The sequence below is a fragment of the Amycolatopsis sp. NPDC088138 genome (genome assembly GCF_044741685.1).
In the GTDB taxonomy this organism is placed as follows: Bacteria; Actinomycetota; Actinomycetes; order Mycobacteriales; family Pseudonocardiaceae; genus Amycolatopsis.
This window is the reverse complement of the sequence record NZ_JBIUTB010000002.1, coordinates 140,187-162,128: the sequence shown is the minus strand read 5'-3', so window position 1 is coordinate 162,128 and position 21,942 is coordinate 140,187. Positions and strand designations below refer to the sequence as shown.

Sequence of the window (21,942 nt, the reverse complement as noted above, 5' to 3'; positions counted from 1 at the left end):
CCCCGCCGGGGGGCCCGCGTCCCGGGGGGTTCCCCGGCGGGGGGGGGCGCCGGGGGGGTCGGGGGGGGGGGGGGGTTTGTTTTGGGGGGGGTGGCCCCCCCACAAAACACCCACGACACGGGGGCCGGCTGTCAGCGCTCCAGGACCACGACCGGGATGATCCGGTCGGTCTTCTTCTCGTAGTCGGCGAAGCCCTCGGCGTGGGCGATCATGCCCGCGTACAGGCGGTCACGCTCGGCGCGGTCGGCGATCACCGTGGCCGTCGCCTCGAACTTCTCGGTGCCGACCTCGACCGTGACCTTGGGGTTCGCGACCAGGTTGTGGAACCACGCCGGGTTCTTCGGCGCGCCGCCCATGGACGCGGCGATCACGATGCGGTCGCCGTCGCGGGTGTAGGCCAGCGGCGACAGGCGCTCTTCGCCGCTCTTCGCCCCGATCGTCGTGAGCAGCAGCACGTTCTTGCCCTCGAACATCCCGCCGACGATGCCCGCGTTCGCGCGGAACTCCTCGACGACCCCCTTGTTCATCTCACGAACTTCGGCCAACCCCGGAACCTCGGACGTCATCTCGACCCCTGTTTCTTGCCGGTACGCTCGATCGGTGCCCCCGAGGTACGCTCGGGAGCGGTCGAAGCGTTTGTTTTGCAAACAAAGCTACCGACGGGAGGAGTGCGATGTCAACGGAAGCCGGGCCGAGTGTCGAGGACGGCGTGCGGCAGCTCCTGTTACTCATGCCGCGCCTGGTCGGCCGGGCGAAGCGCACTCCGGTCCCCGACGAGCTCAACGGCTGCACGCTGGCGCCGCGGCACCTGTCTCTGCTGTCCTACCTGCTCTTCGACGGCCCCATGACGGTCACCGAACTGGCCGGCCGCCTCGAGGTGGCGCCGACGACGGCGAGCCTGATGGTCGGCGACCTCAGCCGCCAGGGTGTGCTGAACCGCGACGAGGACCCGGCCGACCGCCGCCGCACGATCGTCAGCATCACGCCGGACAAGCGCCCGGCCGTCGACGCCTGGCTGGCCCGCGGCGCGCAGGCCTGGAGCAACGCCCTGGCCCCGCTGACGCCGGCCCAGCGCAAGCTGGTGATCTCGACGCTGGAGGCCTACGAACGCGGCACCTGCGAAGGCCCCACCTGCTGACTCAGGCCTCGTGTCGTCCATCCGAGTACGCGTGTCGTCCCGCTGAGTACGCGTGTCGTCCACGCAGGTACGCCCGCGGCTGGGCATCACCATCATCAAGCGTGACGCAACGGACGACACACGTACTCAGGCGGACGACACGCGTACCTGGACGGACGACACGGCTCAGGCGTCGCTGCCCTTTTCGCGGGCCAGCTTCCGCTGCGCCTCCGCGCGCTCGCGGCACTTGCGGAGGAACTCCTCGTCGTCGTCCGCGCTGGTCGCCGCGAAGCGGCCCGGCCGGTCGTACTCCGGGAACGCGGGCGCGTTGCGCTCGTAGCGGCCGGCGGCGCGCGACACCTGCTGCGGACGGCCCGCGACCAGCCAGACGATCGAGCCGACCAGCGGCACGAGCAACACGAGCAGCAGCCACAACATCTTCGGCAGGTTGCGGCACGACGACTCGTCCGTGGTGATCACGTCGACCAGGCAGAAGATCCACAACCCGAGCGTGACGAAGCCCAGCAGCCCATCCATGTACAGCAATTTCCGGCCTTCCCCCAGACAAACGAACGCGGTAGTTCTAGCAGAGGCCACCAATGGAACTTCCGCGGGTCACCCGCAGCACCGCGGGCATCCGGAGATTCGGCGACGACACCCACGCCGTTTCCGCTTCTGTCAGGCGAAACCCGCGCAGCGCCTCGAGAACTCCGGTGGCGAGGGCGATCGCGTGCGCCGGACCCGGGCATTCCCGTGGCCCGGCACCGAACGGCGTCGCGGTCAGTTCGACCGTGACGTCCTCGCCGCCGATCCGGCGGCGCGTGCGCAGCACCGGCGGGTCGGCCAGGAGCTCGCCCGGTTTTCCGGCCAGTGCCGCGGAAAGCGCGTTGCCGATGAGCCCGGCGGTGGCGTCGCAGGCCTGGACCAGCAGGCCGATCCGGGCGGCCGCGAGTTCGGTGGCTCCGCCGCACACCTCGATCAGCCGTGCCATCGCCGCCTCCGCCGCCTCCGACGGTGTGACGTGCGGGTGGTACGCGGCCGCGACCAGCGCCACCTCCGCCGAGACGTCGGGCAGCCCGAGCGCCTCCGCGAGCACGCCGACCGGCACCGGCCGGGCGATCACGGCCATCACGTCGACGTCCTCGACGTCCGCCATGATCCGCTGGGTCCACGCGAAAGCCTTGTCCCGCAACGACTCCGGGTCGATCCCCACCAACAGCTCAACAGCCAAGGCCCGACGCCGGGCGTGATCGGCACCGTTGCTGAAGCGGGCGACGGACGCGCGCAGCCAGGCGACACCGCCGACCGGGACGTCGGCGGGAACAGGGGGCACCGGGGCGGTCAGCTGGGTCATGCGATGACCGTAAGCGCGGGAAACGTCGGCGCCCGCCGAAGTTTCAGAGCACCGCGGACGCCGGGAACCACGTCGCCTGCGGGCCGGCGCAGCGGGTCACCCGCGGGACGTCGTGCTGGAACCACCACGCCTCGGTGACGCGGCCGTCGGGCAGCCGGTAGGTCGGCGGGCCGGCGACGCGGGCGAGCCCGGCGGCCTGCAGCGACCGCGCGCTCGCGACGTTGCCCACCTCGGCGCCGGCCCGCACCCGCGGCAGGCCCAGGTGGTCGTGCGCCAGGGTCAGCCCGGCGGCGAAGAGCACCCGGCCGATGCCACGGCCGCGGTAGTCCGGGGCGAGGTAACCGCCGGTCTCCGGCCCGCCGTCCTCGCCGGTGTGCACGCTGACCAGTCCGACGCAGCGGCCGGCCTCGACGTCGATCATCACCAGGTCGATCGACTGCGGATCGGGCGAGACCCAGTCCGGGCCGGTGCCGGGCACGACCCGCAGCGCGTCCGCGCGGGCCCCCCGGGCGACGATCGAGTCGCGCTGCCAGCCGAGCCAGCGCTGCGCGGCGGGATCGCTGCCGCAGGCGACGGCGGCGGCGTACTCCCAGGCGGTGGGCGTGCGGAACAGGAAGGGCCCGGAGCGCACCACATGGCCTTGCCGGTCGCAGGTCCGCTTGGACATCAGGCGGCCGCGCCGGGTGAGCCGGTCGAAGATCCCCTTGGTGGCTGGCAGCATCGCGGCGAAATCGTAGCGGAGCCCCCGGCGGCCGGTTGTTATTGTGGCCGGATGACGGCCGTACCCGAGGCAACCGAACTGGACGGCTCCGGCCGTGCGGCCCAGCCTCGCCAGCTCATCGTGACGGTGTACGGCCTCTATTCGCGCAACGAGGGCGGCTGGCTCTCGGTCGCTTCGCTGATCGACCTGCTGGCCGCCGTCGGCGTCGACGAGCCGGCCGTGCGCTCGTCGATCTCCCGGCTCAAGCGCCGCGGGATCCTCGAGGCGGTCCGTCGCAACGCGACAGCCGGGTACGAGCTGTCCGACGACGCCCGGGGGATCCTGCGCGAGGGTGACGAGCGGATCTTCCGCCGCGAACGCGCGACCCCGGCCGACGGCTGGCTGCTCGCGGTGTTCTCGGTCCCGGAGACCGAGCGCCACAAACGCCACCTGCTGCGCACCCAGCTCGCCCGGATGGGCTTCGGCACCGCCGCCTCGGGCGTCTGGATCGCCCCGGCGCACCTGCACGACGTCACCGCGGAGGCCCTGACCCGCCTCGGCCTCGCCAGCTACGCCGACCTGTTCCGGGCCGACCACCTGGCCTTCGGCGACGTCGCGGCGAAGGTCCGCGACTGGTGGGACCTCGACCGGCTCGACGAGCTGTACACGACGTTCCTCGACGAGCACGGCCCGGCGCTGCGGCGCTGGCAGCGGCGCAAGTCCGTCGCCGACGAAGAGGCCTTCGGCGACTACGTCCGGGTGCTCACCGGCTGGCGCCGGATGCCCTACCTCGACCCCGGCCTGCCCGCGGAGTTCCTGCCGCGCGACTGGTCGGGCATCCGCGCGGCCGAGCTGTTCTTCGAGCTGCACGCCCGGCTGGAGGACCCGGCCCGCGCGTACGTCTCGCGGGCGATCAGCCTCGGCTGACGACCGCGAAGCCCTGGACCTCGACCAGCGCTTCCTCGTCCCAGAGCCGGTCGACGCCGATGCCGGCCATCGCCGGGTACTCGGTGCCCGCGAGCCGCCGCCAGACCGCGCCGATCTCGCGCGCGTGCGCCCGGTAGTCGGCCATGTCGACGATGTAGATCGTCACGCTGCACAGATCCCCTGGAGAACCGCCGGCCGCGCGCAGCGACGTCAGCAGGTTGCCGAGCGCGCGTTCGAACTGCGCGACGACGCCGTCGCCGACGATCTTGTTCGACGCGTCCAGCGCGGTCTGCCCGGCGAGGAAGACGACCCGGCCCTCGGCGACCACCGCGTGCGAGAACCCGGAGGGCTTGCCCAGCTCCGGCGGGTTGATGCGTTCCATGCGGACACCGTAGACCATCTTTCGCCTTATTGACGGTCGTACTCATGACGACATACCCTGGACGGCGTGCGTATCGCGGTCATCGGCGGCGGCCCGGCGGGCCTGTACTTCGCCGCGCTGACGAAACAGCTGGGCCCGGGTCACGAAATCACGGTCTGGGAGCGCAACGCGCCCGACGACACCTTCGGCTTCGGCGTGGTGTTCTCCGACGAGACGCTCGGCGGCATCGAGCACGCCGACGCGGCGGTGCACGAGGCCATGCGCGCCGAGTTCGCCCGCTGGGACGACATCGACGTCCACTACCGCGACACGGTCACCACCTCGGGCGGCCACGGCTTCGCCGCGATGAGCCGCAAGCGCCTGCTCGGCATCCTGCAGAACCGCTGCGCCGAACTCGGCGTCGAGCTGCGGTTCCGCGAGGAGGCGCCGGCCGACCTGTCGGGCTACGACCTGGTCATCGCCGCCGACGGCGTCAACTCGGCCGTGCGATCGCGGCTCGCCGAGCACTTCCGGCCGAGCGTCGAGACGCGCCGGTGCCGCTACATCTGGCTCGGCACGGACCTCGTGTTCGACGCCTTCAAGTTCTACGTCCTCGAGACGCCGGCCGGGATCATGCAGATCCACGGCTACCCGTACGGGCGCGAAGGCAGCACGTTCATCCTCGAGGTGCAGGAGGACGTCTGGCAGCGGACGTTCGGCTCGATCGCCGCGACCTCGCTCAAGCCGGGCGAGAGTGACGAGAAGTCGATCTCGCTGATCCGCGAACTGTGCGCCGACGTGCTGCAGGGCCACGCCGTCATGGCGAACAACTCGAAGTGGGTCACGTTCGGCACAGTGCGCTGCGAAACCTGGGTGCACGGCAACGTCGTCCTCCTCGGCGACGCCGCGCACACCGCGCACTTCTCGATCGGCTCCGGCACGAAGCTGGCGATGGAGGACGCGCTGGCGCTGGCCGCGTGCCTGCACGAACAGCCGGGGGTGGCGGAGGCGCTCAAGGCGTACGAGCTGGAACGTCGTCCGGTCGTGACGTCCACCCAGCGCGCCGCGCAGGCCAGCCTGGAGTGGTTCGAGAACATCGCGCAGTACGCCCACCAGGACCCGCCGCAGTTCGCGTTCAACATCCTGACGCGCAGCCGCCGCGTCACCTACGACAACCTCCGCCTGCGCGACCCGGAGTTCGCGGGCGAGCTGGACCACTGGTTCGCGGGCTCGCTCGGCACGACGTCGCGGCCGCCGATGTTCCAGCCGTTCAAGCTCGGCGAGTTGGAGCTGTCCAACCGGATCATCGTGTCGCCGATGGACATGTACTCCGCTGTGGACGGTGTGCCGGGCGACTTCCACCTGGTGCACCTGGGAAGCAAGGCCCTCGGCGGCGCCGGCCTGGTGATGACCGAGATGGTCTGCGTCTCCCCCGAAGGCCGGATCACGCCCGGCTGCGGCGGCCTCTACACGGCCGAACAGGAAGCCGGGTGGAAGCGCGTCGTCGACTTCGTGCACACCCAGTCGGCCGCCCGGATCGGTGTCCAGTTGGGACACTCCGGGCGCAAGGGCTCGACGAAGCTCATGTGGGACGGCATCGACGAGCCGCTGCCGACGGACAACTGGGCGGTCTGCGCGCCTTCCGCATTGCCGTACTCCGACCGGAACCAGGTCCCGCGTGAACTGTCCACAACGGACATGGCGTCGATTCTGGGCGAGTTCATCGCGTGCACCGAGGCCGCGGCCCGCGCCGGGTTCGACGTCCTCGAACTGCACTGCGCGCACGGCTATTTGCTGTCGTCTTTCCTTTCTCCCCTGACCAACCGGCGGACCGATTCTTATGGCGGCTCGCTGGAGAACCGGCTGCGTTTCCCGCTCGAGGTCTTCGACGCGGTCCGCGCGGCTTGGCCCGCCGAGCGGCCGATGACGGTCCGGATCTCGGCGACCGACTGGGCCGACGGCGGGATCGACGCCGATGACTCCGTCGAGATCGCCCGTGCCTTCGCGTCCCACGGCGCCGCGGGCATCGACGTCTCGACCGGCCAGGTGGTGTGCGACGAGAAGCCGCAGTACGGCCGCAGTTACCAGACGCCGTACGCCGACCGGATCCGCAACGAGATCGGGCAGGAGTACGGCATCGCGGTGATCGCCGTCGGCGCCATCTCGTCGTACGACGACGTCAACTCGCTGATCCTGGCCGGGCGCGCGGACCTGTGCGCGCTGGGCCGCACGCACCTCTACGATCCACAGTGGACGCTGCACGCGGCGGCCGAGCAGGACTACCCGCTGGCGTGGCCGAAGCCGTTCGCCGCGGGCAACCGCAAGCCGCAGACCGGCCGCAGCGACGGCCCGGAACCGCGGCTGGACCTCGTCCGGTCGGGGCCGACCGGCACCGCACACGCCCGCTGGCGACCGGGAGCTCCGTCATGACCTTCACCTTGGACGCGGACCAGCTCGCCTTCGCGGCGGACGTCCGGCGATTGGCCGAGGAACAGCTGCGCCCGCTCGCCGAGTCCGGTGCAGAGGGTGCGGTGAACCGCCCGCTGCTCAAGGCGATGGGCGCGCTCGGCCTGCTCGCGCGGCTCTTCCCGGGTGTCGCTTCCGGAACGCCGTCACGCCAGGCCGCCGCGACGGACCTGTGCATCCTGCGGGAGAACCTGGCCACCGTCAGCACCGAGGCCGAGACGGCGTTGGCGTTGCAGGGACTGGGAACCTACCCCGTGCTCCAGTCCGGACAGGACGATCAGGTTGCGAAGTGGCTGCCCGCTGTCGCGGCCGGGGACGCGGTGGCGGCGTTCGCCCTGACCGAGCCGGACGCCGGTTCGGACGCGGCGGCGCTGTCCCTGAAGGCCGAGGCCGACGGTGACGGCTGGCGCCTCACCGGCGAGAAGATGTGGATCTCCAACGCGCCCGAGGCCGATTTCTACACGGTCTTCGCCCGCACCACGGAAGGCGCCGGTTCACGCGGGGTCAGCGCGTTCGTCGTCCCCGGTGACCGGCCGGGGCTGGGTGGCGAGCACCTCGACCTGGTCAGCCCGCACCCGATCGGCACGGTCACGTTCGACGGCGTCGAGGTCCGGCGCGAAGAGCTGCTCGGTGAGGAGAACCGCGGCTTCGCCGTGGCGATGCGGACGCTGGACCTGTTCCGCCCCAGCGTCGGCGCGTTCGCCGTCGGGATGGCGCAGGCCGCGCTGGACGCCACTGTGGACTACACCGGACAGCGCGAAGCCTTTGGTGGTGCGCTGATCAAGCAGCAGGCGGTCGCGCACGCGCTGGCGGAGATGGCGACCCGCACGGAAGCCGCACGGCTGCTGGTCTACGCGGCGGCGGGCGCGTACGACGCGGGTGAGCAGAACCTCGGCGGCCGCGCGGCGATGGCGAAGCTGTTCGCCACCGAGGCCGCGCAGTTCGTCGTCGACTCGGCGGTGCAGCTGCACGGCGCGCGGGCCCTGCGGCGAGGACACCTGCTGGAGCACCTCTACCGCGAGGTCCGCGCGCCGCGCATCTACGAAGGAGCGTCGGAGATCCAGCGGACGATCATCGCGCGCTGGCTGGCTTCCGGTCGAGCCACCACTGGCTGACCAGCAGCAGGGTGAACAGGCTCAGCGTGCCGCTCAGGGTGGCCGCGGCCGGCATCAGCGTCTCCATGCCGGAGTAGTGCGGGCCCAGCGCGAGGAATGCGATCGGCGCGTACACCCGGCTGAGCAGGGTGTTCATCGTCATCGCGAAACTGCGGATCATCCACTTCCGGTGGTCGGCGTACCGGTGCTGCCGGGTCGCGCGGAAGCCGGCGATGGTGAAGCCCAGCCACAGCAAGGCGGCGACGACGTTCAGCACCCCGGCGGCCGGGCCGAACGGGCTCGACAGGGCGATGCTCAACGCCATCAGCGCGGACGGGATCGCGCCGCCGAAGACGTAGACCCGCCCGATCCGGCGGTGCAGCACGGGATGCGTGCGGCGCAGCCACGGCCAGATCTGCAGGATGACGCCGACGATGGCGATCGTGCCGAACAGGATGTGCGCGACGAGGAACCAGTAGTGCGCGGCGAACCCGGGTGGTGCGGGCACCCGCGCCTGCGCCGGATCCAGGGTGAGGTAAGGCGGCACGGAGTAGACGAGGAAAGCGGCGACGACCAGGGCGAGTGGCGCGACCCAAGGACGTCGCCACCAGCGCTTGACCGCCGGTGGGGCTTCCAACTGGACACTCATCGCACACCCGCCGGTTTCCGCGTCGGACGGCGATCCAGGTACAGCTGGCTCAGGATGAGCGCGAACGCGACGCTGCCCCACGACGAAATCGCGGCGACGCTCTGCGAGTAGGCGAGTTCACTGCCGCCGAACAGGGTCGGGATCCGGGGCTCCAGCACGACCATCGCGATCGGGCTGATGAGGCGGTTGACGAGGATCGAAAACGTCATCGCCGCACTGCGAATCATCCACCGTCGGTGGTCGTCGAACCGCCGTTCCCGCACCGCCCGCCAACCGGCGAAGGTGCACCCGAGCCAGAGCAGCGCCGAGAGGACGTCACTGACCCGCGTCGTCGGGCCGAACGGACTCTGCGACCCGATGACCAATGCCATGACCCCGGCCGGCAGTACCCCGGCGAAGACGTACGCGCGGCCGGCGTAACGGTGGAAAACGGGGTACGTCCGCCGCAGCCACGGCCAGATCTGCAGCACGGCACCCACCATGGCGACCGTTCCGAAGATCACGTGCGCGACGAGGAACCAGTAGTGCGCGGGAAACCCGTCCGGCTGCGGCACTCTCGACCGCGCCGGATCAAAGGCGAGATAAGGCGGTAGCGAGAAGGCGAGAAAGGCCCCGACGAGCAGGGCGAGCGGCCCGATCCAGGGCCGCCGCCACCAGGCCGTCTTCCGAGGTGCGGGTCTGGTCTCCGTCCGGACGCTCATGACTCCCCCAAGGGTCGGCTACCCGTACGAAGCTAGGGAAACCCCCGGGTCCGGACCATGGGGCCCACCACCGCCACCCTGGTGGGGCCCGCCCTACCGCCGAATCTCACAACACCGCGAAGAGCACCGCTCTACCCTGCCGGGTGATCCAGCCGACCGGCCCTGCCGATCCTCGATGAGCCTTCAATTCGCAGTTCACCGCACGTGTCACGATGGCCACGGCAGCAACGCCGGGTGCTCCGCACACGTGAATCGTGAACCCCGCTCCGGCGATGTCGACGAGGCCACGGGCCAGTGTCCGCGCCGCCTGGGACAGCCCGGTCAGATCAGCGGGAAAGCGATCCAGCACGAGACACCCGTGCGGGCAACCGCCACCCACGACGAGCGGTCGGGGAAAAACGATCCGCCCCGCATCGATTTCGCCTCCGAGACGGTGCGCGAATGCGACCGCGCCGCACGGATCGAACCGAGCATCGGCGGCCGTGAAAACGGCCATGACCAGAGACCGATCCATTCGCCTCTCCTTTCCGCGACTGACCTCCACCGAACCGCGGCGCAGACGCTGGGCCTATCGGCCGTACCGATCACGCACATCGTGTGCGGATTCTGCAAATTCGCTTCTCAGGTGCTGGTCCGGGTTACCGTTGGAGAGCTTGGACCCCGTTCGGGGAGGCCCTGATGAGTCACGACGACGTACTCGGCCAGTTGCTCCGGCATCCTCGCCCACCTCGCGAGGTCGTCCGGATCGCGCGTTGTGCCGCCGGGTGGACGCAAGGCGCGCTCGGTCATCGGTGCGGTTGTTCGGCCAGCCAGATCTCGCGGTGGGAAACGGGCAGGTCACCGCTTCGGGACGTCGGTGTCCTGCAGCTTTTGGCGGTCGCGCTCGGCCTGCCGATCCAAGTCTTCGGTCTCCTTCCTGATAACCCACACGGAGTGTCCGACAAGACGGCGCCTGGTTGTGGGCCTACTGTTGGCCCGGTTCCGGTGCCGATGTTCGAGGAGGACGACCCGATGCGGCGTCGCACTTTGCTGGCCGGAGTGGGCGGGCTGGCCGGGAGCGCCCTGCTCGGGGCGCAGCCCGCGTTCGGCGCCGCCGACCCGATCCGCTCGCTCGAAAGCGCGTTGCTCAACCCGCCGATCGCGAATGCGGGACCCGCGTCGCTGCCAGAACTCGCGCAAACGGTGGTGCGAACCCGATCGGTCTTCGAGCAGGCAAAATACGCCGACCTCGCGGCCCTGATCCCCCGAGTGCTGGCCCGGGCGATGGCGACTCGAGCGGAATCGCGTTCGGCCGAGGACGTCGCGACCGTCAACCGGCACCTCGCCGAGTTGTACACGCTGACGACCGAGCTGATGATCAAGGTCGGAAACGATCGGCTGGCCTGGACCAGTGCCGACCGCGCACTCCAGGCCGCGGACGCCGGCGGTGACGTGCTCACCCAGGCCACCACCCGCCGCACCTGGGGAATCGTGCTTCGCCGATCGGGCCGTGCCGAAACCGCTCGTCAACTCGTCGTCGACGCTGCTGCCGCTCTGCAGCCGGAACTGCATCGCGGAGCGGAGCATTTGTCCGTATACGGCTCGTTACTCGAGACGGGCGCTTACACCGCGGCCGTCGACGGAGACCGCGACACCGCGAAAACACTGATCCTTGAAGCCGCTGACGCGGCCGAGCGGGTTTCCTCCGGTCCACACGCGACGGCTTTCAATCCCACTGCCGTCGGTCTTTACCAGATCAGCATCGCCCGTGTTCTCGGTGATTCGGGCGCCGCCATCGAGTACGCACGACGCATCGACCCTGCCGCCATCCCGGTCGTCGAACGACGGGCGCGGTACTACTCGGACGTCGCTCGAGCGTTCCACCAATGGGGCAAGCCGGAGCAGTGCTATCGAGCTCTGCTCTTGGCGGAGCACGCGTCACCGGACGAGGTGCGCTACCGCAAGACGATCCACCGGATCACCGAGAGCCTGATCCGGCACCCGAACGCGAGAAGCCTCCCAGGGCTCCCCGCGTTCGCGCGCCGGACCGGCGTCCCGATCTGAGTCAGCTGCCGCGGACCCGGCGCACCGTGTCGCGGTAGAAGTAGCCGCTCTGCTTGATCGTGCGCTCCTGGGTTTCGTAGTCCACCCGGATCAGGCCGAAGCGCTTCGCGTAGCCGTACGCCCACTCGAAGTTGTCCAAAAGGGACCAGGCGAAGTAACCCCGGACGTCCGCGCCCGCCTCACGTGCCGCCGCCACCGCCGCGATGTGCGAGGCCAGGTACGCCGTGCGCTGCTCGTCGTGGACGAAACCGTCGGAGTCCGGGTCGTCGTCGAAGGCCGAGCCGTTCTCCGTGATGTACATCGGGAGGTTCGGGTAGTCGCGGCCCAGGCGGGTCAGCAGCTCGGTGAACTTGCCCGGCAGGATCTCCCAGCCCATCGCCGTCGTCGGCTCGCCGAACGGGACCGTGCGGGACGCCGGGACGCCGTCCGGATCGACCGCGCTGCCCTGCTCGTCGACGCCGGAGAACTGCTGGCCGAAGTAGTAGTTGACGCCCAGGAAGTCCAGCGGGGTCGAGATGATCTCGAGGTCGCCGTCCTGCACCGGCAGTTTCACGCCGCGTGCGGCCAGGTCCTCGACCACGTCCGCGGGGTACTCCCCGCGCACCAGCGGGTCCAGGTAGATCCGGACGCCGAGGCCGTCCGCCTGGCGCGCCGCGCGGACGTCCTCTTCGGAGTCCGTCGCGGGGTCGGCCGTGCACATGTTGAGCGTGATGCCGAACTCGGTGTCCGGCGGCGCGGCCTCGCGCATCCGCTGCGTCGCCAGGCCGTGGCCCAGCAGCAGGTGGTGCACCGCGTGCAGACCGGCCGCGTAGTCACGGCGGCCCGGCGCCATCACGCCGTGCACGTACCCGTGCATCGCCGAGCACCACGGCTCGTTCAGCGTCGTCCAGTGCCGCACGCGGTCCTTGAGCCGGTCGAACACCAGCATCGAGTAGTCCGCGAAGCGGTACGCCGTGTCGCGCGACGGCCAGCCGCCCGCGTCCTCGAGCTCCTGCGGCAGGTCCCAGTGGTAGAGCGTCAGCCACGGCGTGATGCCCTTGGCGAGCGTCTCGTCGACCAGCCGGTCGTAGAAGCCGATGCCGGCCTCGTTGACGGGCCCGCGGCCGCGCGGCTGGACCCGGGGCCACGCCACGGAAAACCGGTAGGTGTCGGCGCCGAGCTCGTCCACCAGGCCGATGTCCGCGGGCATCCGGTGGTAGTGGTCGCAGGCGATGTCACCGTTGTCATTGTTGTCGATCGCCCACGGGACCTGGCAGAAAGTGTCCCAGATGGACGGTGTGCGCCCGTCTTCGGAAACCGCCCCTTCGATCTGGTACGCGGCGGTGGCCACGCCCCAGCGGAAGTCCTGCGGCAGGCTGTCGATCAACGCCTGCTGCTCGGCGGTCGCGGCTGTGGTCTCGGTCAAGGCAGGTCTCCTCCAGTGGTACCGGACAGGGCAGACGGCGTTCAGGGGGTCGCGACGGGGTGCAGGAAGCACGCCACTTCGCGCGAAGCGTCCCCGCCGGGCAGGCCCAGCACGGGGATCTTCGAGTCGCACGGCTCGAAGGCCTTGGGGCACCGCGGGTGGAACGCGCAGCCGGCCGGCATCCCGCGCGTGTCCGGTGGGGATCCCGGGATCCCGCTGAGCTCGCGTCGCGGACCCCGCAGGGCGGGGAACGAGTTCAGCAGGCCGTAGCTGTACGGGTGGAGCGCGTCCCGGTAGAGCGCCGCCGCCGGCGCCTGTTCGACGATCCGGCCGCCGTACATGATCGCGATCCGGTCCGAGAACTCGACCAGCAGCGAAAGGTCGTGCGTGATGAACAGGACCGAGAAGCCCAGCCGCTCGCGCAGTTCCACGAGCTGGCCGAGGATCTGGCGCTGCATCACGACGTCGAGCGCGGTGGTCGGCTCGTCCATGATGACCACGCGCGGTTCGAGCGCCAGCGCCATCGCGATCATCACGCGCTGGCGCATGCCGCCCGAGAGCTGGTGCGGGTAGGCCTCCAGCCGGTCGGCCGAAATCCCGACCAGCTTCAGCAGCTCCTTCGCCCGAGCCGCCCGCCCGGCGCGGGTCGTGTCCGGCTCGTGCGCCTTGATGACGTCGACGAGCTGGGTGACGACCTTGTGCACCGGGTTGAGCGAGTTCATCGCGCCCTGGAACACGATGGACGTCTCGGCCCAGCGGAAGTCGCGCAGCTGCTTGTGGTTCAGCTTCAGGACGTCGTACGGCTCGGCGTTTTCGGGGTGGTAGATCACCTCGCCGCCGCGGATCACGCCCGGCGGCGCGAGCAGCCGGGTCAGCCCGTAGGCCAAAGTGGACTTCCCGCTGCCACTTTCCCCGGCCAGGCCGAGGACTTCGCCGCGGTTGAGCGTCAGGTGCACGTCGCGCACCGCGCGGACGGCTTCGTCGCCGACGCCGTAGTCGACGTCGAGGCCCTTGATCTCCAGGACCGGTGTCATGATGCCTGTTCCTCCCGCCCGAGCACGGGCGTGAAGCCCACTCGCATGCGCTGGGTGCGCCCGTGGATGTCCCGCACCTTCGCCTTGCCGCTGCCGCGCAACCGCGGGCTGACGAACTCGTCGATGCCGAAGTTCAGCAGGGACAGCGCGGTGCCGAGGACGGCGATCGCCAGCCCGGCCGGCACGAACCACCACCAGGCGCCCTGCGCCAGCGCTTGCTGGCTCTGCGCCCAGAACAGGATCGTGCCCCAGTTCCAGTTCGAGAAGCTCGAGACGCCGACGAACGCCAGCGTGATCTCCGACATCACGCCGAAGATCACCGTGCCGACGAAGCTGGACGCGATCACCGCCGTCAGGTTCGGCAGGATCTCGAAGAAGATGATCCGCCACGTCGACTCGCCGGTGGCGCGCGCCGCTTCGACGTATTCCCGGCCTCTCAACGAAAGCGTCTGTGCCCGAAGGACTCGCGCGCCCCACGCCCACGACGTGAACCCGATGACCACCGCCACCAGGTAGTCACCACCGCTCGGCAGCGCGCTGCCGATGATGATGATCAGCGGCAGCGCCGGGATCACCAGGAACACATTGGACAGTGCGGAGAGTCCTTCACCCGGTGTCCCGCCGAGATAGCCGGACGTCACGCCGACGATGACCGCGAGGATCGTCGCCACCACGCCGGCGGTCAGGCCGACGAGCATGACGCTGCGGGTGCCGACCAGGACCTGGCTGAAGATGTCCTGGCCGAGGTGGGTCGTGCCGAACCAGTGCCGCCCCGACGGCCCTTCGAGCAGGTCGTTGCTGCGGGCCGACGGGTCGAACGGCGCGATCCACTCCCCGATCACCGCGATGATCAGGAAGAACACGATGACGCTGAGCCCGGTGATCGTCTTGCCACCGGTGAGGAACCGGAACTTGCGCCGCTTGGCGCGCCCGGCGATGGCGTCGACCGGGAGGGCCTGGGCGGCCTTGACGTCCGCTGCTGGTACCGCCATGTCAGCCCGCCTTCCGGGTCCGCGGGTCGAGCGCGAGGTAGGCGACGTCCGCGAGGAGGTTCGCCACCAGCACCGACAGCGTGATGATCAGGAAGATGCCCTGCATCAGCGGGTAGTCCTGCGAGCCGACCGCCTGGAACAGCTCGAAGCCGACCCCCGGGTAGGAGAAGACGATCTCCACCAGCAGGGTGCCGCCGACGATGAACCCGAGCGCCAGCGCGAACCCGGAGACGCTCGGCAGCAGCGCGTTGCGCGCCGCGTAACCGACCGCGACCCGGCGTTCGGACAGGCCCTTGGCGTGCGCGACGGTGACGTAGTCCTCGGACGCGACGGTCACCATCATGTTGCGCATGCCCAGGATCCAGCTGCCCATCGAGCTGATCAGGATGGTGATCGCGGGCAGCAGGCTGTGCTGGATCGCGCTCCCGATGAACTCGGGGTCCCAGCCGGGGATCAGGCCCGGGTCGTACCCGCCGGACGACGGGAAGAAGCTCCCCGGCCCGGCCAGCAGCGTCAGGGCGATCAGGCCGAGCCAGAAGTACGGCACCGACGAGAGGAACGTCGTCACCGGCAGCAGGCCGTCGACCCACGAACCGCGCTTCCAGCCGGCGACCACGCCGAGGCCGGTGCCGACCAGGAAGCCGATGATCGTGGTGATGCCGACCAGGATGATCGTCCACGGCAGACTGTCACCGAGCACCTCGGTGACCGGGGTCGGGAAGAACGTGAACGACAGCCCGAGGTCACCGCGGAAGAGCTGGGCCCAGTAGTGGAAGTACTGGGTCACCATGCTCTCGTTCTTGTCCAGTCCGAACAGGACGTACAGCGACTGGATCGCGTCCGCGCTCAGCGTGCCCTGGTTCTTCGTGATCAGCGACTGCACCGGGTCACCCGGGATCAGCCGCGGGATGAAGAAGTTGATGGTGACGGCGGCCCACGCCGTGAAGAGGTAGAAGGCCAGCCGTTGCAGCAGGTACCTCATCGGGCGGCCCCGTCGTACAGCCAGCACGCGGCCCAGTGGCCGGGTGCGTCGTCGACCTCGAACCGCGGCGGCAGGTCGGTCTTGCACCGCTCCATCGCGACCGGGCAGCGCGGGTGGAACCGGCAGCCGGACGGCGGGTCGATCAGGCTCGGCGGTTCGCCGGCCCCGCGCTCGGCCGGCACCTCACCGGGCGCGAGCTCGCTGTCGCCGTCCGCGACCTGGAGCCGGTCGGGGTCGGGCGCGGAGTCGATCAGCAGGCGCGTGTACGGGTGTGCCGGGTTCTGCGTGATCGTCTCGCTGTCGCCGCCTTCGACCATCCGGCCGGCGTACATCACCATCGTCTCGTCGGCGAAGTAGCGGGCCGACGCGATGTCGTGGGTGATGTAGAGGATCGCGAGGTGCAGGCGCTCCTTGAGGTCCCGCAACAGGTTCAGCACGCCGAGCCGGATGGAGACGTCCAACATGGACACCGGCTCGTCGGCCAGCAGGGCCTCCGGATCGGCGCCGAGCGCCCGCGCGATCGCGACGCGCTGGCGCTGCCCGCCGGACAGCTCGTGCGGGAACTTGTCGATGTACCGCTCGGGCGGTGTCATCTGGACGCGCAGGAGCAGGTCGTGCAGCGCCTGCTCCAGGTCTTCACCGTCGCGGCCGTGGATCTTCAGCGCCCGCGTCAGGTGGTACCGCACGGTGTGCACCGGGTTCAGCGACGCGAACGGGTCCTGGAAGATCATCTGGACCTTGCGGCAGTAGGCGCGGAAGGCCCGGCCGCCGCGGACGTTCACCGTCTCGCCGTGCAACCGGATGTCCCCGCCGGTGCGGGGGTAGAGCTGCGCGAGCAGCCGCGCGACGGTCGACTTGCCCGAGCCGGACTCGCCGACCAAGGCGGTGACGCGCCCGCGCCGCAACGTCAGCGAGACGTCGTCGACGGCCTGGACGGCGCGGCGCGGGCCGGTGAGCCCGGCGCGTCCCTTGCGCCGCACCGGGAAGTGCTTGGTCAGGCCCTCCGCCTCGAGGACGACCGCACCGGGGGTTTCCCCCTCCGATCCGGCCACGGCCGGATCGGAGGGGGCCGGGGCGGCCGCGGCGTCGCCGCGGCCGTCCCCGTGTTCGGTCTTCACACCTGGGTCCGCCATCGATCAGGCCGCGGGCTTCAGGTGCAGGATGATGTCCAGCGCGTTGCGCAGGGTGGGCTGCGCGGGGGCGTACGGGTTCGCCTCCTCGGGCCAGCCCGTCCAGTTCTTCGTGCTGTACTCGCCACCGGAGTTCGCGGCCGACGTCGGGATCATCGGCTGCTGGTCGATCATGATCTTCTGCAGCGTCGCCATGGCGGCGGTGCGGGAGGCGTCGTCCTCGGCGTTGGCGTAGGTCTCGAGCGCCTTGGTCGCCTCGTCGTTCTTGAAGCGGCCGTAGTTGCCGTTGATGTTGCCCTGGCCGGTCGGCTTGTAGCGGTTGCCGTCCATGACGTCGCGGTACAGGTCGTACGGCGTCGCACCGTCGTTGGTCCAGTGCATCAGGCCCTCGAAGTCACCGGTGTCGACCGACTTCGTCCACGCGTCCTGGTTCATCTTGTCGACCGTCGCGGTGATGCCGATCTGCGACAGGTTGTCCTTGATGATCTCCAGGTCGGTGATGTAGTCCGACCAGCCCGACGGAACCGTGAGCTTGAGGGTGACCGGCTTGCCGGACGGGTCCTGCAGCTTGTCGCCGTTGAACGTGAAGCCGGCGCCGGTGAGCTGCGCCTTGGCCGCCGCGACGTCGACCTTGACGGTCTGGCCCTTGTACTGCGGCGCGATGAACGGGTCGCCCGCCGGCGTCGGAATGCCGGTGACCTGGTCGTTCTTCGGGTAGAAGTAGCCGGCCTCACCCTGGTTGAAGATGTCGTCGCGGTTGATCACCTTGCTGATCGCCTGGCGCAGCGGCGCGCTGTTCCAGGGGGCCTTCTCGGTGTTGAACCACAGGCCGTGGACGGCCAGCTGCGCGGGGAACCAGAGCTTGTAGTGCTCGGGGTCCTTGTTCGTGTAGACGGCCTTGTAGTTCGGGATGAAGACGAAGCTCCACTCGGCCGCACCGCTGGCCAGCGCCGAGACCTGCGCGTTGTTGTCCGTGTAGGACGTGTAGCGGATCTCCTTGACCTTCGGCGCTTCCTGCCAGTAGCCGTCACGCTGGCTGACGATCACCGTCTGCGGGGTGAACGACTTGAGCGTGTACGGGCCGGTGCCGACCGGGTTCTTGATCGTGTCGAGCGCCGGATCCTTGATGCCCTGCCAGATGTGCTTCGGCACCACGATCGTCTGCAGGATCTTCACCTGGTTGACGAACTGGGAGCTGTCGAAGGTCAGCGTCACCTGGTTGCCGGCGGCGGTGATGTCCTTGTACGGGACGGCGTCGATGTTCAGCGCCTTGTTGTCCCGCAGCAGGCCGAACGTGTAGGCCACGTCGTCACCGGTCATCGGCTGGCCGTCGGAGAACTTGACGTTGTCCCGGACGGTCAGGACGAGCTTCTTGTAGTTCTCCGTCCAGTCCCACTTGGTGGCCAGCCACGGCTTGCCCGGCTCCTGCGGCTTGACGCGGTTGAGCATCACCAGGGGTTCGTAGATCGTCCAGCGGTACCCGAGGTTGGCCGCGGCCGACGTCTCGAGGAACGGGTTGTTGTTCTCCGACTGCGGGCCGTTCGGCATGCCCACGTTGAGCACGGCGTTGGGGTTGCCCTGGCCTGCGCTAGAGCTGCTACCTCCCCCGCACGCGGTCAAGCCCCCCAGGGCCATTACTGCCACTAGCGCTGCGACGATGGAGCGCTTGACTCGCATCGGTTCCTCCTGGTCATCGACGACTACTCCGTGTCGACTGGTAGCGAGCCCCGACCGCCGGCGACCGAACGACGCCACGAGTCAACCTGGGTGACTCGGGTCACGTCAATAACACGGCGGTAACGTTTTGTACCTAAGTTTAAGTACTGAAAGAACTCGCAGGCTTGGGCCGACCGGCGGTTTACCCCTTGCGACGCAAGGGATTTCAGCCGGTCCGGCCACCCGCGGCGAGCAGCTGGGCGACCGGCAGGGTGGCCGCCCCGAGCGCGACGGCCTCCGGCCCGAGCCGGCCGAGGACGACCTCGGTGCGCCCGGCCAGGTAGTCCAGCGCGTGCCGGCCGACCGCGTCGCGCACGGCGGGCAGGATCGCCGGACCCATGATCGCCCCCGCGGAGCCGGAAAGCACTACCCGATCGGGGCTGAGCAGGTTGATCAGGTTCGCGATGCCGATCCCGAGGTACTCGCCGGTCTCGGCCAGCACCTCCGCGGCGGGGCCGCTGACCTGGGCTTCGGCTACGATACGGGCCAGTTCGGCGTCACTTTCGTCCCCGATGACCGGTTCTTTTCCCACCCGGTCGGCGTAGTGCCGGACGACGGCCTCGGTGCCGACGTAGGCCTCCAGGCACCCGTGCGACCCGCACCGGCAGGCCGCGCCGCCCGCCTTGACGACGGTGTGCCCCCACTCGCTGGTCGTGATGCCCGGGTGGGACGGCCCGGCCGTCGCGACCGCGGCCCCGACCCCCACGCCGAGCAGGGCGACGATGGCGCGGTCGGCACCTCGGCCGGCGCCCAGCCAGCTCTCGGCCTGGCCCAGCGTGCGGGCACGGTTGTCCAGGTGCAGCGGCGCGACGACGTGCGGGCGGATCAGGTCGGCGAAGGCCACGCCGCGCCAGCCGAGGGTGGGCGCGTGGACGATCCCGCCGTCGCGGACCGCGCCGGGCACGCCGATGCCGACCCCGAACACCGCGTCCGCCCCGCCACCCTCGAGCACCTCCGCGATGCCGGTGTGGACCAGCGCGGCCACCTCACCCGGGTCCAGCCGGGTGCCGACCAGCGGGTGGCGCACGGTGCCCAGCGTCCCGAGCGCGCAGTCGAACAGGCCGACCTCGACGTGCGTCTCGCTGACGTCGACCCCGACGACGTGCCCGAAATCGGGCCGCACGGCGAGCAGCGTCCGCGGGCGGCCGCCGTCCGATTCGACCGATCCGGCCTCGGCGACGACACCGTCGGCGATCAGTTCGGCTACGACGTTCGTAACGGTGGCGGCCGACAATCCCGATTCAGCTACCAGTTCCAGTCTGCTGACCGGGCCGTGGAGGTAGAGGGTGGAGAGCAGTGCCGCACGATTGTGCCGCCGGAGGTCTCTGGTCGTCTGCCGCACCACCTGGGTCACGGTGGGGATTGTGCCAGATACATGCTGTACGACCACCAGTTCGGGACTTAGTTCACCAGTTAATACATGGCCACAACTTAGGGTGATCAGGCATCCTGTCAGTAGCCGGTAAGAGTTCAGATGGGTTGCCCATGGCGAGCAAGCGCACCACCGTCCGCGATCTGCGGCGGCACAACCGTTCCCTGCTGCTGTCGAAACTCTACTTCGACGGCCCGCTCTCGCGGCACGAACTGAGCCAGCTGACCGGATTGAGTGCCGCCACGGTCAGCAACGTGACCGCCGAGCTGGGCGAGGAACGGCTCATCACCGAAGCGGGCCAGGTGGAATCGGACGGCGGCCGGCCGCGTGTGCTGCTGCGCGTCGACCCGGCGTACGGGCACGTCGCCGGCGTCGACATCGGTGAGACCGGCGTCAAGGTCGAGCTGTTCGACCTGGCGATGAACCGCCTCGCGACGGTCGAGCACCCGCTCCCGGCGGCGCCGGACCCGGCGACGGCGGTCGAGCAGGTGACGTCCGGGCTGCGGGAGGTGTTCGCCAGCGCGGGCATCGACGACTCCGCCGTGCTCGGCGTCGGCATCGGCGTGCCGGGCACGGTCGAGCAGGGCGAGCGGGTGCTGGTCCACGCGCCGACGGTCGGCTGGGACGCCGTCCCGTTGGTCGCGCTGTTGCAGGACGCCGGCGTGATGCTCCCGCTGTTCGTCGACAACGGCGCGAAGACGCAGGGCCAGGCGGAGATGTGGTTCGGCGCCGGCCGCGGGGCGCGGCACGCGGTGATCGCGCTGATCGGCTCGGGCGTCGGCGCGGCGGTGGTCACCGACGGCACGACGTACCGCGGGTCGACCAGCAGCGCGGGCGAGTGGGGCCACACGACGATCGCGTACGGCGGGCACGACTGCCGCTGCGGCGCGCGCGGCTGCCTGGAGGCCTACATCGGCGCGGGCGGGGTGCTCGCGCGCTACCGGCGCGCCCGCGGCAAGGACATCCCGGGCGAGGACGAGCAGGCCCGGTTCGCGGCCCTGCTGGAGGCGGCCCCGAAGTCCAAGACGGCGGCGCGCGTCCTGGAGGACACGGCGGGTTACCTCGGTGCCGGGATCGCGAACCTGATCAACCTGTTCAACCCGGAGCGCATAGTGATCGGCGGCTGGGCGGGCTTGGCGCTGGGCGAGCAGCTGCTGCCGCAGATCCGTTCCGCCGCCGGCGAGCACGCATTGCGGCACCCGTTCAGCCAGACGTCGATCCAGCTCGGGTCGCTGGGCCTGGACGCGGTCGCAACGGGCGCGGCGACGCTACCGGTGGCGGACCTGCTGGAACAGGGCGCGACGTCCCGGATCGCGAAGCCCGGAGCCTCCAACTCCGACGCGGCCTGAGTTACTTCCGGCCTTTGAACCAGGCGTAGAGGAAGACGACACCGAGGAACCCACCGCCCGCGAAGAGGGCGATCCCCAGGATCAGGTTCAGCACGCTGGTGTGCGCGAAGGCCAGCACGGCACCGCCGACGGCAGCCGCGAGCAGCACCAGCGCGGCGGGCAGCATCCCGGGCGGTGGCTTCGGACGATCACTGGCCATGAGCTCTTCCCCTCGATTCCGGCCGGCGCGAGCCTCGAAGAGGGCCCACCCTTCAGAACACGGCCCGGCGCTGGTCCATCCTCCGGCGCGCGCCTGTGCAGGGCCCACCCCTCAAGGCATACCCGGTGCTGGACCATCCTCCGGGGGCCGACCCAAGCAGGGTCCCGCCTTCGGAGCACGCCCCCGAGCAAAACCCACCCCTCCAAACCACCGCCCGGCGCCAGCCCAACCTCCAACGCACGGCCCCAGCAGCGCCCACCCCTCCAAACCACCGCCCGGCGCCAGCCCAACCTCCAACGCACGGCCCCAGCAGCGCCCACCCCTCCAAACCACCGCCCGGCGCCAGCCCAC

General features: G+C 70.1%; 22 protein-coding genes and 1 pseudogene. 7 read left to right on the top strand and 16 right to left on the bottom strand.

Features of this window, described 5'->3' with window-relative positions:
- Window positions 1-131: 131 nt before the first annotated feature.
- On the bottom strand, window positions 132-527 hold the full coding sequence (locus ACIOD2_RS08255) for a nitroreductase family deazaflavin-dependent oxidoreductase (protein ID WP_400535787.1): 396 nt from the start codon (window positions 525-527) through the stop codon (window positions 132-134).
- Between the two features lie 146 nt (window positions 528-673).
- On the opposite strand from ACIOD2_RS08255, the gene ACIOD2_RS08250 reads away from it, so the two are divergent.
- Complete coding sequence (locus tag ACIOD2_RS08250; RefSeq protein ID WP_400535784.1) at window positions 674-1,138, top strand: MarR family winged helix-turn-helix transcriptional regulator; 465 nt, start codon at window positions 674-676, stop codon at window positions 1,136-1,138.
- A 165-nt stretch (window positions 1,139-1,303) separates the two neighbouring features.
- Here the strand turns inward: ACIOD2_RS08250 and ACIOD2_RS08245 are convergent, their stop codons facing one another.
- From ACIOD2_RS08245 to ACIOD2_RS08235, 3 genes are read right to left on the bottom strand one after another with little or no spacing between them, the layout of a single operon-like run.
- Window positions 1,304-1,663, bottom strand: coding sequence for a PLDc N-terminal domain-containing protein (locus ACIOD2_RS08245; RefSeq protein ID WP_400535781.1), 360 nt, complete (start codon window positions 1,661-1,663; stop codon window positions 1,304-1,306).
- Window positions 1,664-1,700: 37 nt separating this feature from the next.
- Window positions 1,701-2,471, bottom strand: coding sequence for a hypothetical protein (locus ACIOD2_RS08240; RefSeq protein ID WP_400535778.1), 771 nt, complete (start codon window positions 2,469-2,471; stop codon window positions 1,701-1,703).
- Window positions 2,472-2,514: 43 nt separating this feature from the next.
- The gene (locus tag ACIOD2_RS08235) at window positions 2,515-3,192 is read right to left on the bottom strand and encodes a GNAT family N-acetyltransferase (protein ID WP_400535776.1); all 678 of its coding nucleotides are present in this window, start codon (window positions 3,190-3,192) and stop codon (window positions 2,515-2,517) included.
- A 51-nt stretch (window positions 3,193-3,243) separates the two neighbouring features.
- On the opposite strand from ACIOD2_RS08235, the gene ACIOD2_RS08230 reads away from it, so the two are divergent.
- On the top strand, window positions 3,244-4,098 hold the full coding sequence (locus ACIOD2_RS08230) for a PaaX family transcriptional regulator C-terminal domain-containing protein (RefSeq protein WP_400535773.1): 855 nt from the start codon (window positions 3,244-3,246) through the stop codon (window positions 4,096-4,098).
- Here the strand turns inward: ACIOD2_RS08230 and ACIOD2_RS08225 are convergent.
- A complete protein-coding gene (locus tag ACIOD2_RS08225) occupies window positions 4,085-4,480 on the bottom strand; it encodes a RidA family protein (protein ID WP_400535770.1) in 396 nt (131 codons plus the stop codon). The genes ACIOD2_RS08230 and ACIOD2_RS08225 overlap by 14 nt on opposite strands.
- A gap of 66 nt (window positions 4,481-4,546) precedes the next feature.
- On the opposite strand from ACIOD2_RS08225, the gene ACIOD2_RS08220 reads away from it, so the two are divergent.
- Both ACIOD2_RS08220 and ACIOD2_RS08215 read left to right on the top strand, forming a co-directional pair.
- Window positions 4,547-6,889, top strand: coding sequence for a bifunctional salicylyl-CoA 5-hydroxylase/oxidoreductase (locus tag ACIOD2_RS08220; RefSeq protein ID WP_400535767.1), 2,343 nt, complete (start codon window positions 4,547-4,549; stop codon window positions 6,887-6,889).
- Window positions 6,886-8,040: an acyl-CoA dehydrogenase family protein gene (locus ACIOD2_RS08215; protein ID WP_400535764.1), complete on the top strand. Its 1,155-nt coding sequence runs from the start codon at window positions 6,886-6,888 to the stop codon at window positions 8,038-8,040. Before ACIOD2_RS08220 ends, ACIOD2_RS08215 begins: the two co-directional genes overlap by 4 nt.
- On the opposite strand, the gene ACIOD2_RS08210 is transcribed toward ACIOD2_RS08215, so the two are convergent.
- The 3 genes from ACIOD2_RS08210 to ACIOD2_RS08200 form a co-directional block, all read right to left on the bottom strand.
- Window positions 7,997-8,668 carry a DUF2306 domain-containing protein gene (locus ACIOD2_RS08210; RefSeq protein ID WP_400535761.1) on the bottom strand — a complete coding sequence of 224 codons (672 nt, stop codon included), beginning with the start codon at window positions 8,666-8,668 and terminating at the stop codon, window positions 7,997-7,999. The two genes, ACIOD2_RS08215 and ACIOD2_RS08210, sit on opposite strands and share 44 nt — an antisense overlap.
- Window positions 8,665-9,306 (bottom strand): DUF2306 domain-containing protein, encoded by a 642-nt coding sequence (locus ACIOD2_RS08205; RefSeq protein ID WP_400537947.1) that lies wholly within the window; start codon window positions 9,304-9,306, stop codon window positions 8,665-8,667. Before ACIOD2_RS08205 ends, ACIOD2_RS08210 begins: the two co-directional genes overlap by 4 nt.
- Before the next feature lie 169 nt (window positions 9,307-9,475).
- Window positions 9,476-9,883 carry a hypothetical protein gene (locus tag ACIOD2_RS08200; protein ID WP_400535759.1) on the bottom strand — a complete coding sequence of 136 codons (408 nt, stop codon included), beginning with the start codon at window positions 9,881-9,883 and terminating at the stop codon, window positions 9,476-9,478.
- Window positions 9,884-10,047: 164 nt separating this feature from the next.
- Here ACIOD2_RS08200 and ACIOD2_RS08195 point away from each other — a divergent pair.
- Window positions 10,048-10,260: pseudogene (locus tag ACIOD2_RS08195) on the top strand (multiprotein-bridging factor 1 family protein); the annotation flags it as partial.
- Window positions 10,261-10,353: 93 nt separating this feature from the next.
- The gene (locus ACIOD2_RS08190; protein ID WP_400538060.1) at window positions 10,354-11,412 is read left to right on the top strand and encodes a hypothetical protein; all 1,059 of its coding nucleotides are present in this window, start codon (window positions 10,354-10,356) and stop codon (window positions 11,410-11,412) included.
- Window position 11,413: 1 nt separating this feature from the next.
- On the opposite strand, the gene ACIOD2_RS08185 is transcribed toward ACIOD2_RS08190, so the two are convergent.
- The 7 genes from ACIOD2_RS08185 to ACIOD2_RS08155 form a co-directional block, all read right to left on the bottom strand.
- A complete protein-coding gene (locus tag ACIOD2_RS08185; protein ID WP_400535756.1) occupies window positions 11,414-12,817 on the bottom strand; it encodes a GH1 family beta-glucosidase in 1,404 nt (467 codons plus the stop codon).
- A 41-nt stretch (window positions 12,818-12,858) separates the two neighbouring features.
- Window positions 12,859-13,851 carry an ABC transporter ATP-binding protein gene (locus tag ACIOD2_RS08180; RefSeq protein ID WP_400535753.1) on the bottom strand — a complete coding sequence of 331 codons (993 nt, stop codon included), beginning with the start codon at window positions 13,849-13,851 and terminating at the stop codon, window positions 12,859-12,861.
- Window positions 13,848-14,843 (bottom strand): ABC transporter permease, encoded by a 996-nt coding sequence (locus ACIOD2_RS08175; protein ID WP_400535750.1) that lies wholly within the window; start codon window positions 14,841-14,843, stop codon window positions 13,848-13,850. Before ACIOD2_RS08175 ends, ACIOD2_RS08180 begins: the two co-directional genes overlap by 4 nt.
- 1 nt (window position 14,844) lies before the next feature.
- A complete protein-coding gene (locus tag ACIOD2_RS08170; RefSeq protein WP_400535747.1) occupies window positions 14,845-15,825 on the bottom strand; it encodes an ABC transporter permease in 981 nt (326 codons plus the stop codon).
- A complete protein-coding gene (locus ACIOD2_RS08165; RefSeq protein ID WP_400537945.1) occupies window positions 15,822-16,877 on the bottom strand; it encodes an ABC transporter ATP-binding protein in 1,056 nt (351 codons plus the stop codon). The genes ACIOD2_RS08170 and ACIOD2_RS08165 overlap by 4 nt, the downstream gene beginning before the upstream one ends.
- An 84-nt stretch (window positions 16,878-16,961) precedes the next feature.
- On the bottom strand, window positions 16,962-18,518 hold the full coding sequence (locus ACIOD2_RS08160; RefSeq protein ID WP_400535744.1) for an ABC transporter substrate-binding protein: 1,557 nt from the start codon (window positions 18,516-18,518) through the stop codon (window positions 16,962-16,964).
- 319 nt (window positions 18,519-18,837) lie between these two features.
- Window positions 18,838-20,025 (bottom strand): ROK family protein, encoded by a 1,188-nt coding sequence (locus ACIOD2_RS08155; protein ID WP_400535741.1) that lies wholly within the window; start codon window positions 20,023-20,025, stop codon window positions 18,838-18,840.
- A gap of 131 nt (window positions 20,026-20,156) precedes the next feature.
- Between ACIOD2_RS08155 and ACIOD2_RS08150 the strand changes: the two genes are divergently transcribed.
- The gene (locus ACIOD2_RS08150; RefSeq protein ID WP_400535738.1) at window positions 20,157-21,392 is read left to right on the top strand and encodes an ROK family protein; all 1,236 of its coding nucleotides are present in this window, start codon (window positions 20,157-20,159) and stop codon (window positions 21,390-21,392) included.
- 1 nt (window position 21,393) lies between these two features.
- On the opposite strand, the gene ACIOD2_RS08145 is transcribed toward ACIOD2_RS08150, so the two are convergent.
- Window positions 21,394-21,591: a hypothetical protein gene (locus tag ACIOD2_RS08145; protein ID WP_400535735.1), complete on the bottom strand. Its 198-nt coding sequence runs from the start codon at window positions 21,589-21,591 to the stop codon at window positions 21,394-21,396.
- Between the last annotated feature and the right edge of the window lie 351 nt (window positions 21,592-21,942).

Bases quoted from the DNA above. Each gene is read 5' to 3' on its own strand.
- ACIOD2_RS08255 (WP_400535787.1), bottom strand. From the start codon at position 527: ATGAACAAGGGGGTCGTCGAGGAGTTCCGCGCGAACGCGGGCATCGTC.
- ACIOD2_RS08250 (WP_400535784.1), top strand. From the start codon at position 674: ATGTCAACGGAAGCCGGGCCGAGTGTCGAGGACGGCGTGCGGCAGCTC.
- ACIOD2_RS08240 (WP_400535778.1), bottom strand. From the start codon at position 2,471: ATGACCCAGCTGACCGCCCCGGTGCCCCCTGTTCCCGCCGACGTCCCG.
- ACIOD2_RS08235 (WP_400535776.1), bottom strand. From the start codon at position 3,192: ATGCTGCCAGCCACCAAGGGGATCTTCGACCGGCTCACCCGGCGCGGC.
- ACIOD2_RS08230 (WP_400535773.1), top strand. From the start codon at position 3,244: ATGACGGCCGTACCCGAGGCAACCGAACTGGACGGCTCCGGCCGTGCG.
- ACIOD2_RS08225 (WP_400535770.1), bottom strand. From the start codon at position 4,480: ATGGAACGCATCAACCCGCCGGAGCTGGGCAAGCCCTCCGGGTTCTCG.
- ACIOD2_RS08215 (WP_400535764.1), top strand. From the start codon at position 6,886: ATGACCTTCACCTTGGACGCGGACCAGCTCGCCTTCGCGGCGGACGTC.
- ACIOD2_RS08210 (WP_400535761.1), bottom strand. From the start codon at position 8,668: ATGAGTGTCCAGTTGGAAGCCCCACCGGCGGTCAAGCGCTGGTGGCGA.
- ACIOD2_RS08200 (WP_400535759.1), bottom strand. From the start codon at position 9,883: ATGGATCGGTCTCTGGTCATGGCCGTTTTCACGGCCGCCGATGCTCGG.
- ACIOD2_RS08180 (WP_400535753.1), bottom strand. From the start codon at position 13,851: ATGACACCGGTCCTGGAGATCAAGGGCCTCGACGTCGACTACGGCGTC.
- ACIOD2_RS08175 (WP_400535750.1), bottom strand. From the start codon at position 14,843: ATGGCGGTACCAGCAGCGGACGTCAAGGCCGCCCAGGCCCTCCCGGTC.
- ACIOD2_RS08170 (WP_400535747.1), bottom strand. From the start codon at position 15,825: ATGAGGTACCTGCTGCAACGGCTGGCCTTCTACCTCTTCACGGCGTGG.
- ACIOD2_RS08150 (WP_400535738.1), top strand. From the start codon at position 20,157: ATGGCGAGCAAGCGCACCACCGTCCGCGATCTGCGGCGGCACAACCGT.
- ACIOD2_RS08145 (WP_400535735.1), bottom strand. From the start codon at position 21,591: ATGGCCAGTGATCGTCCGAAGCCACCGCCCGGGATGCTGCCCGCCGCG.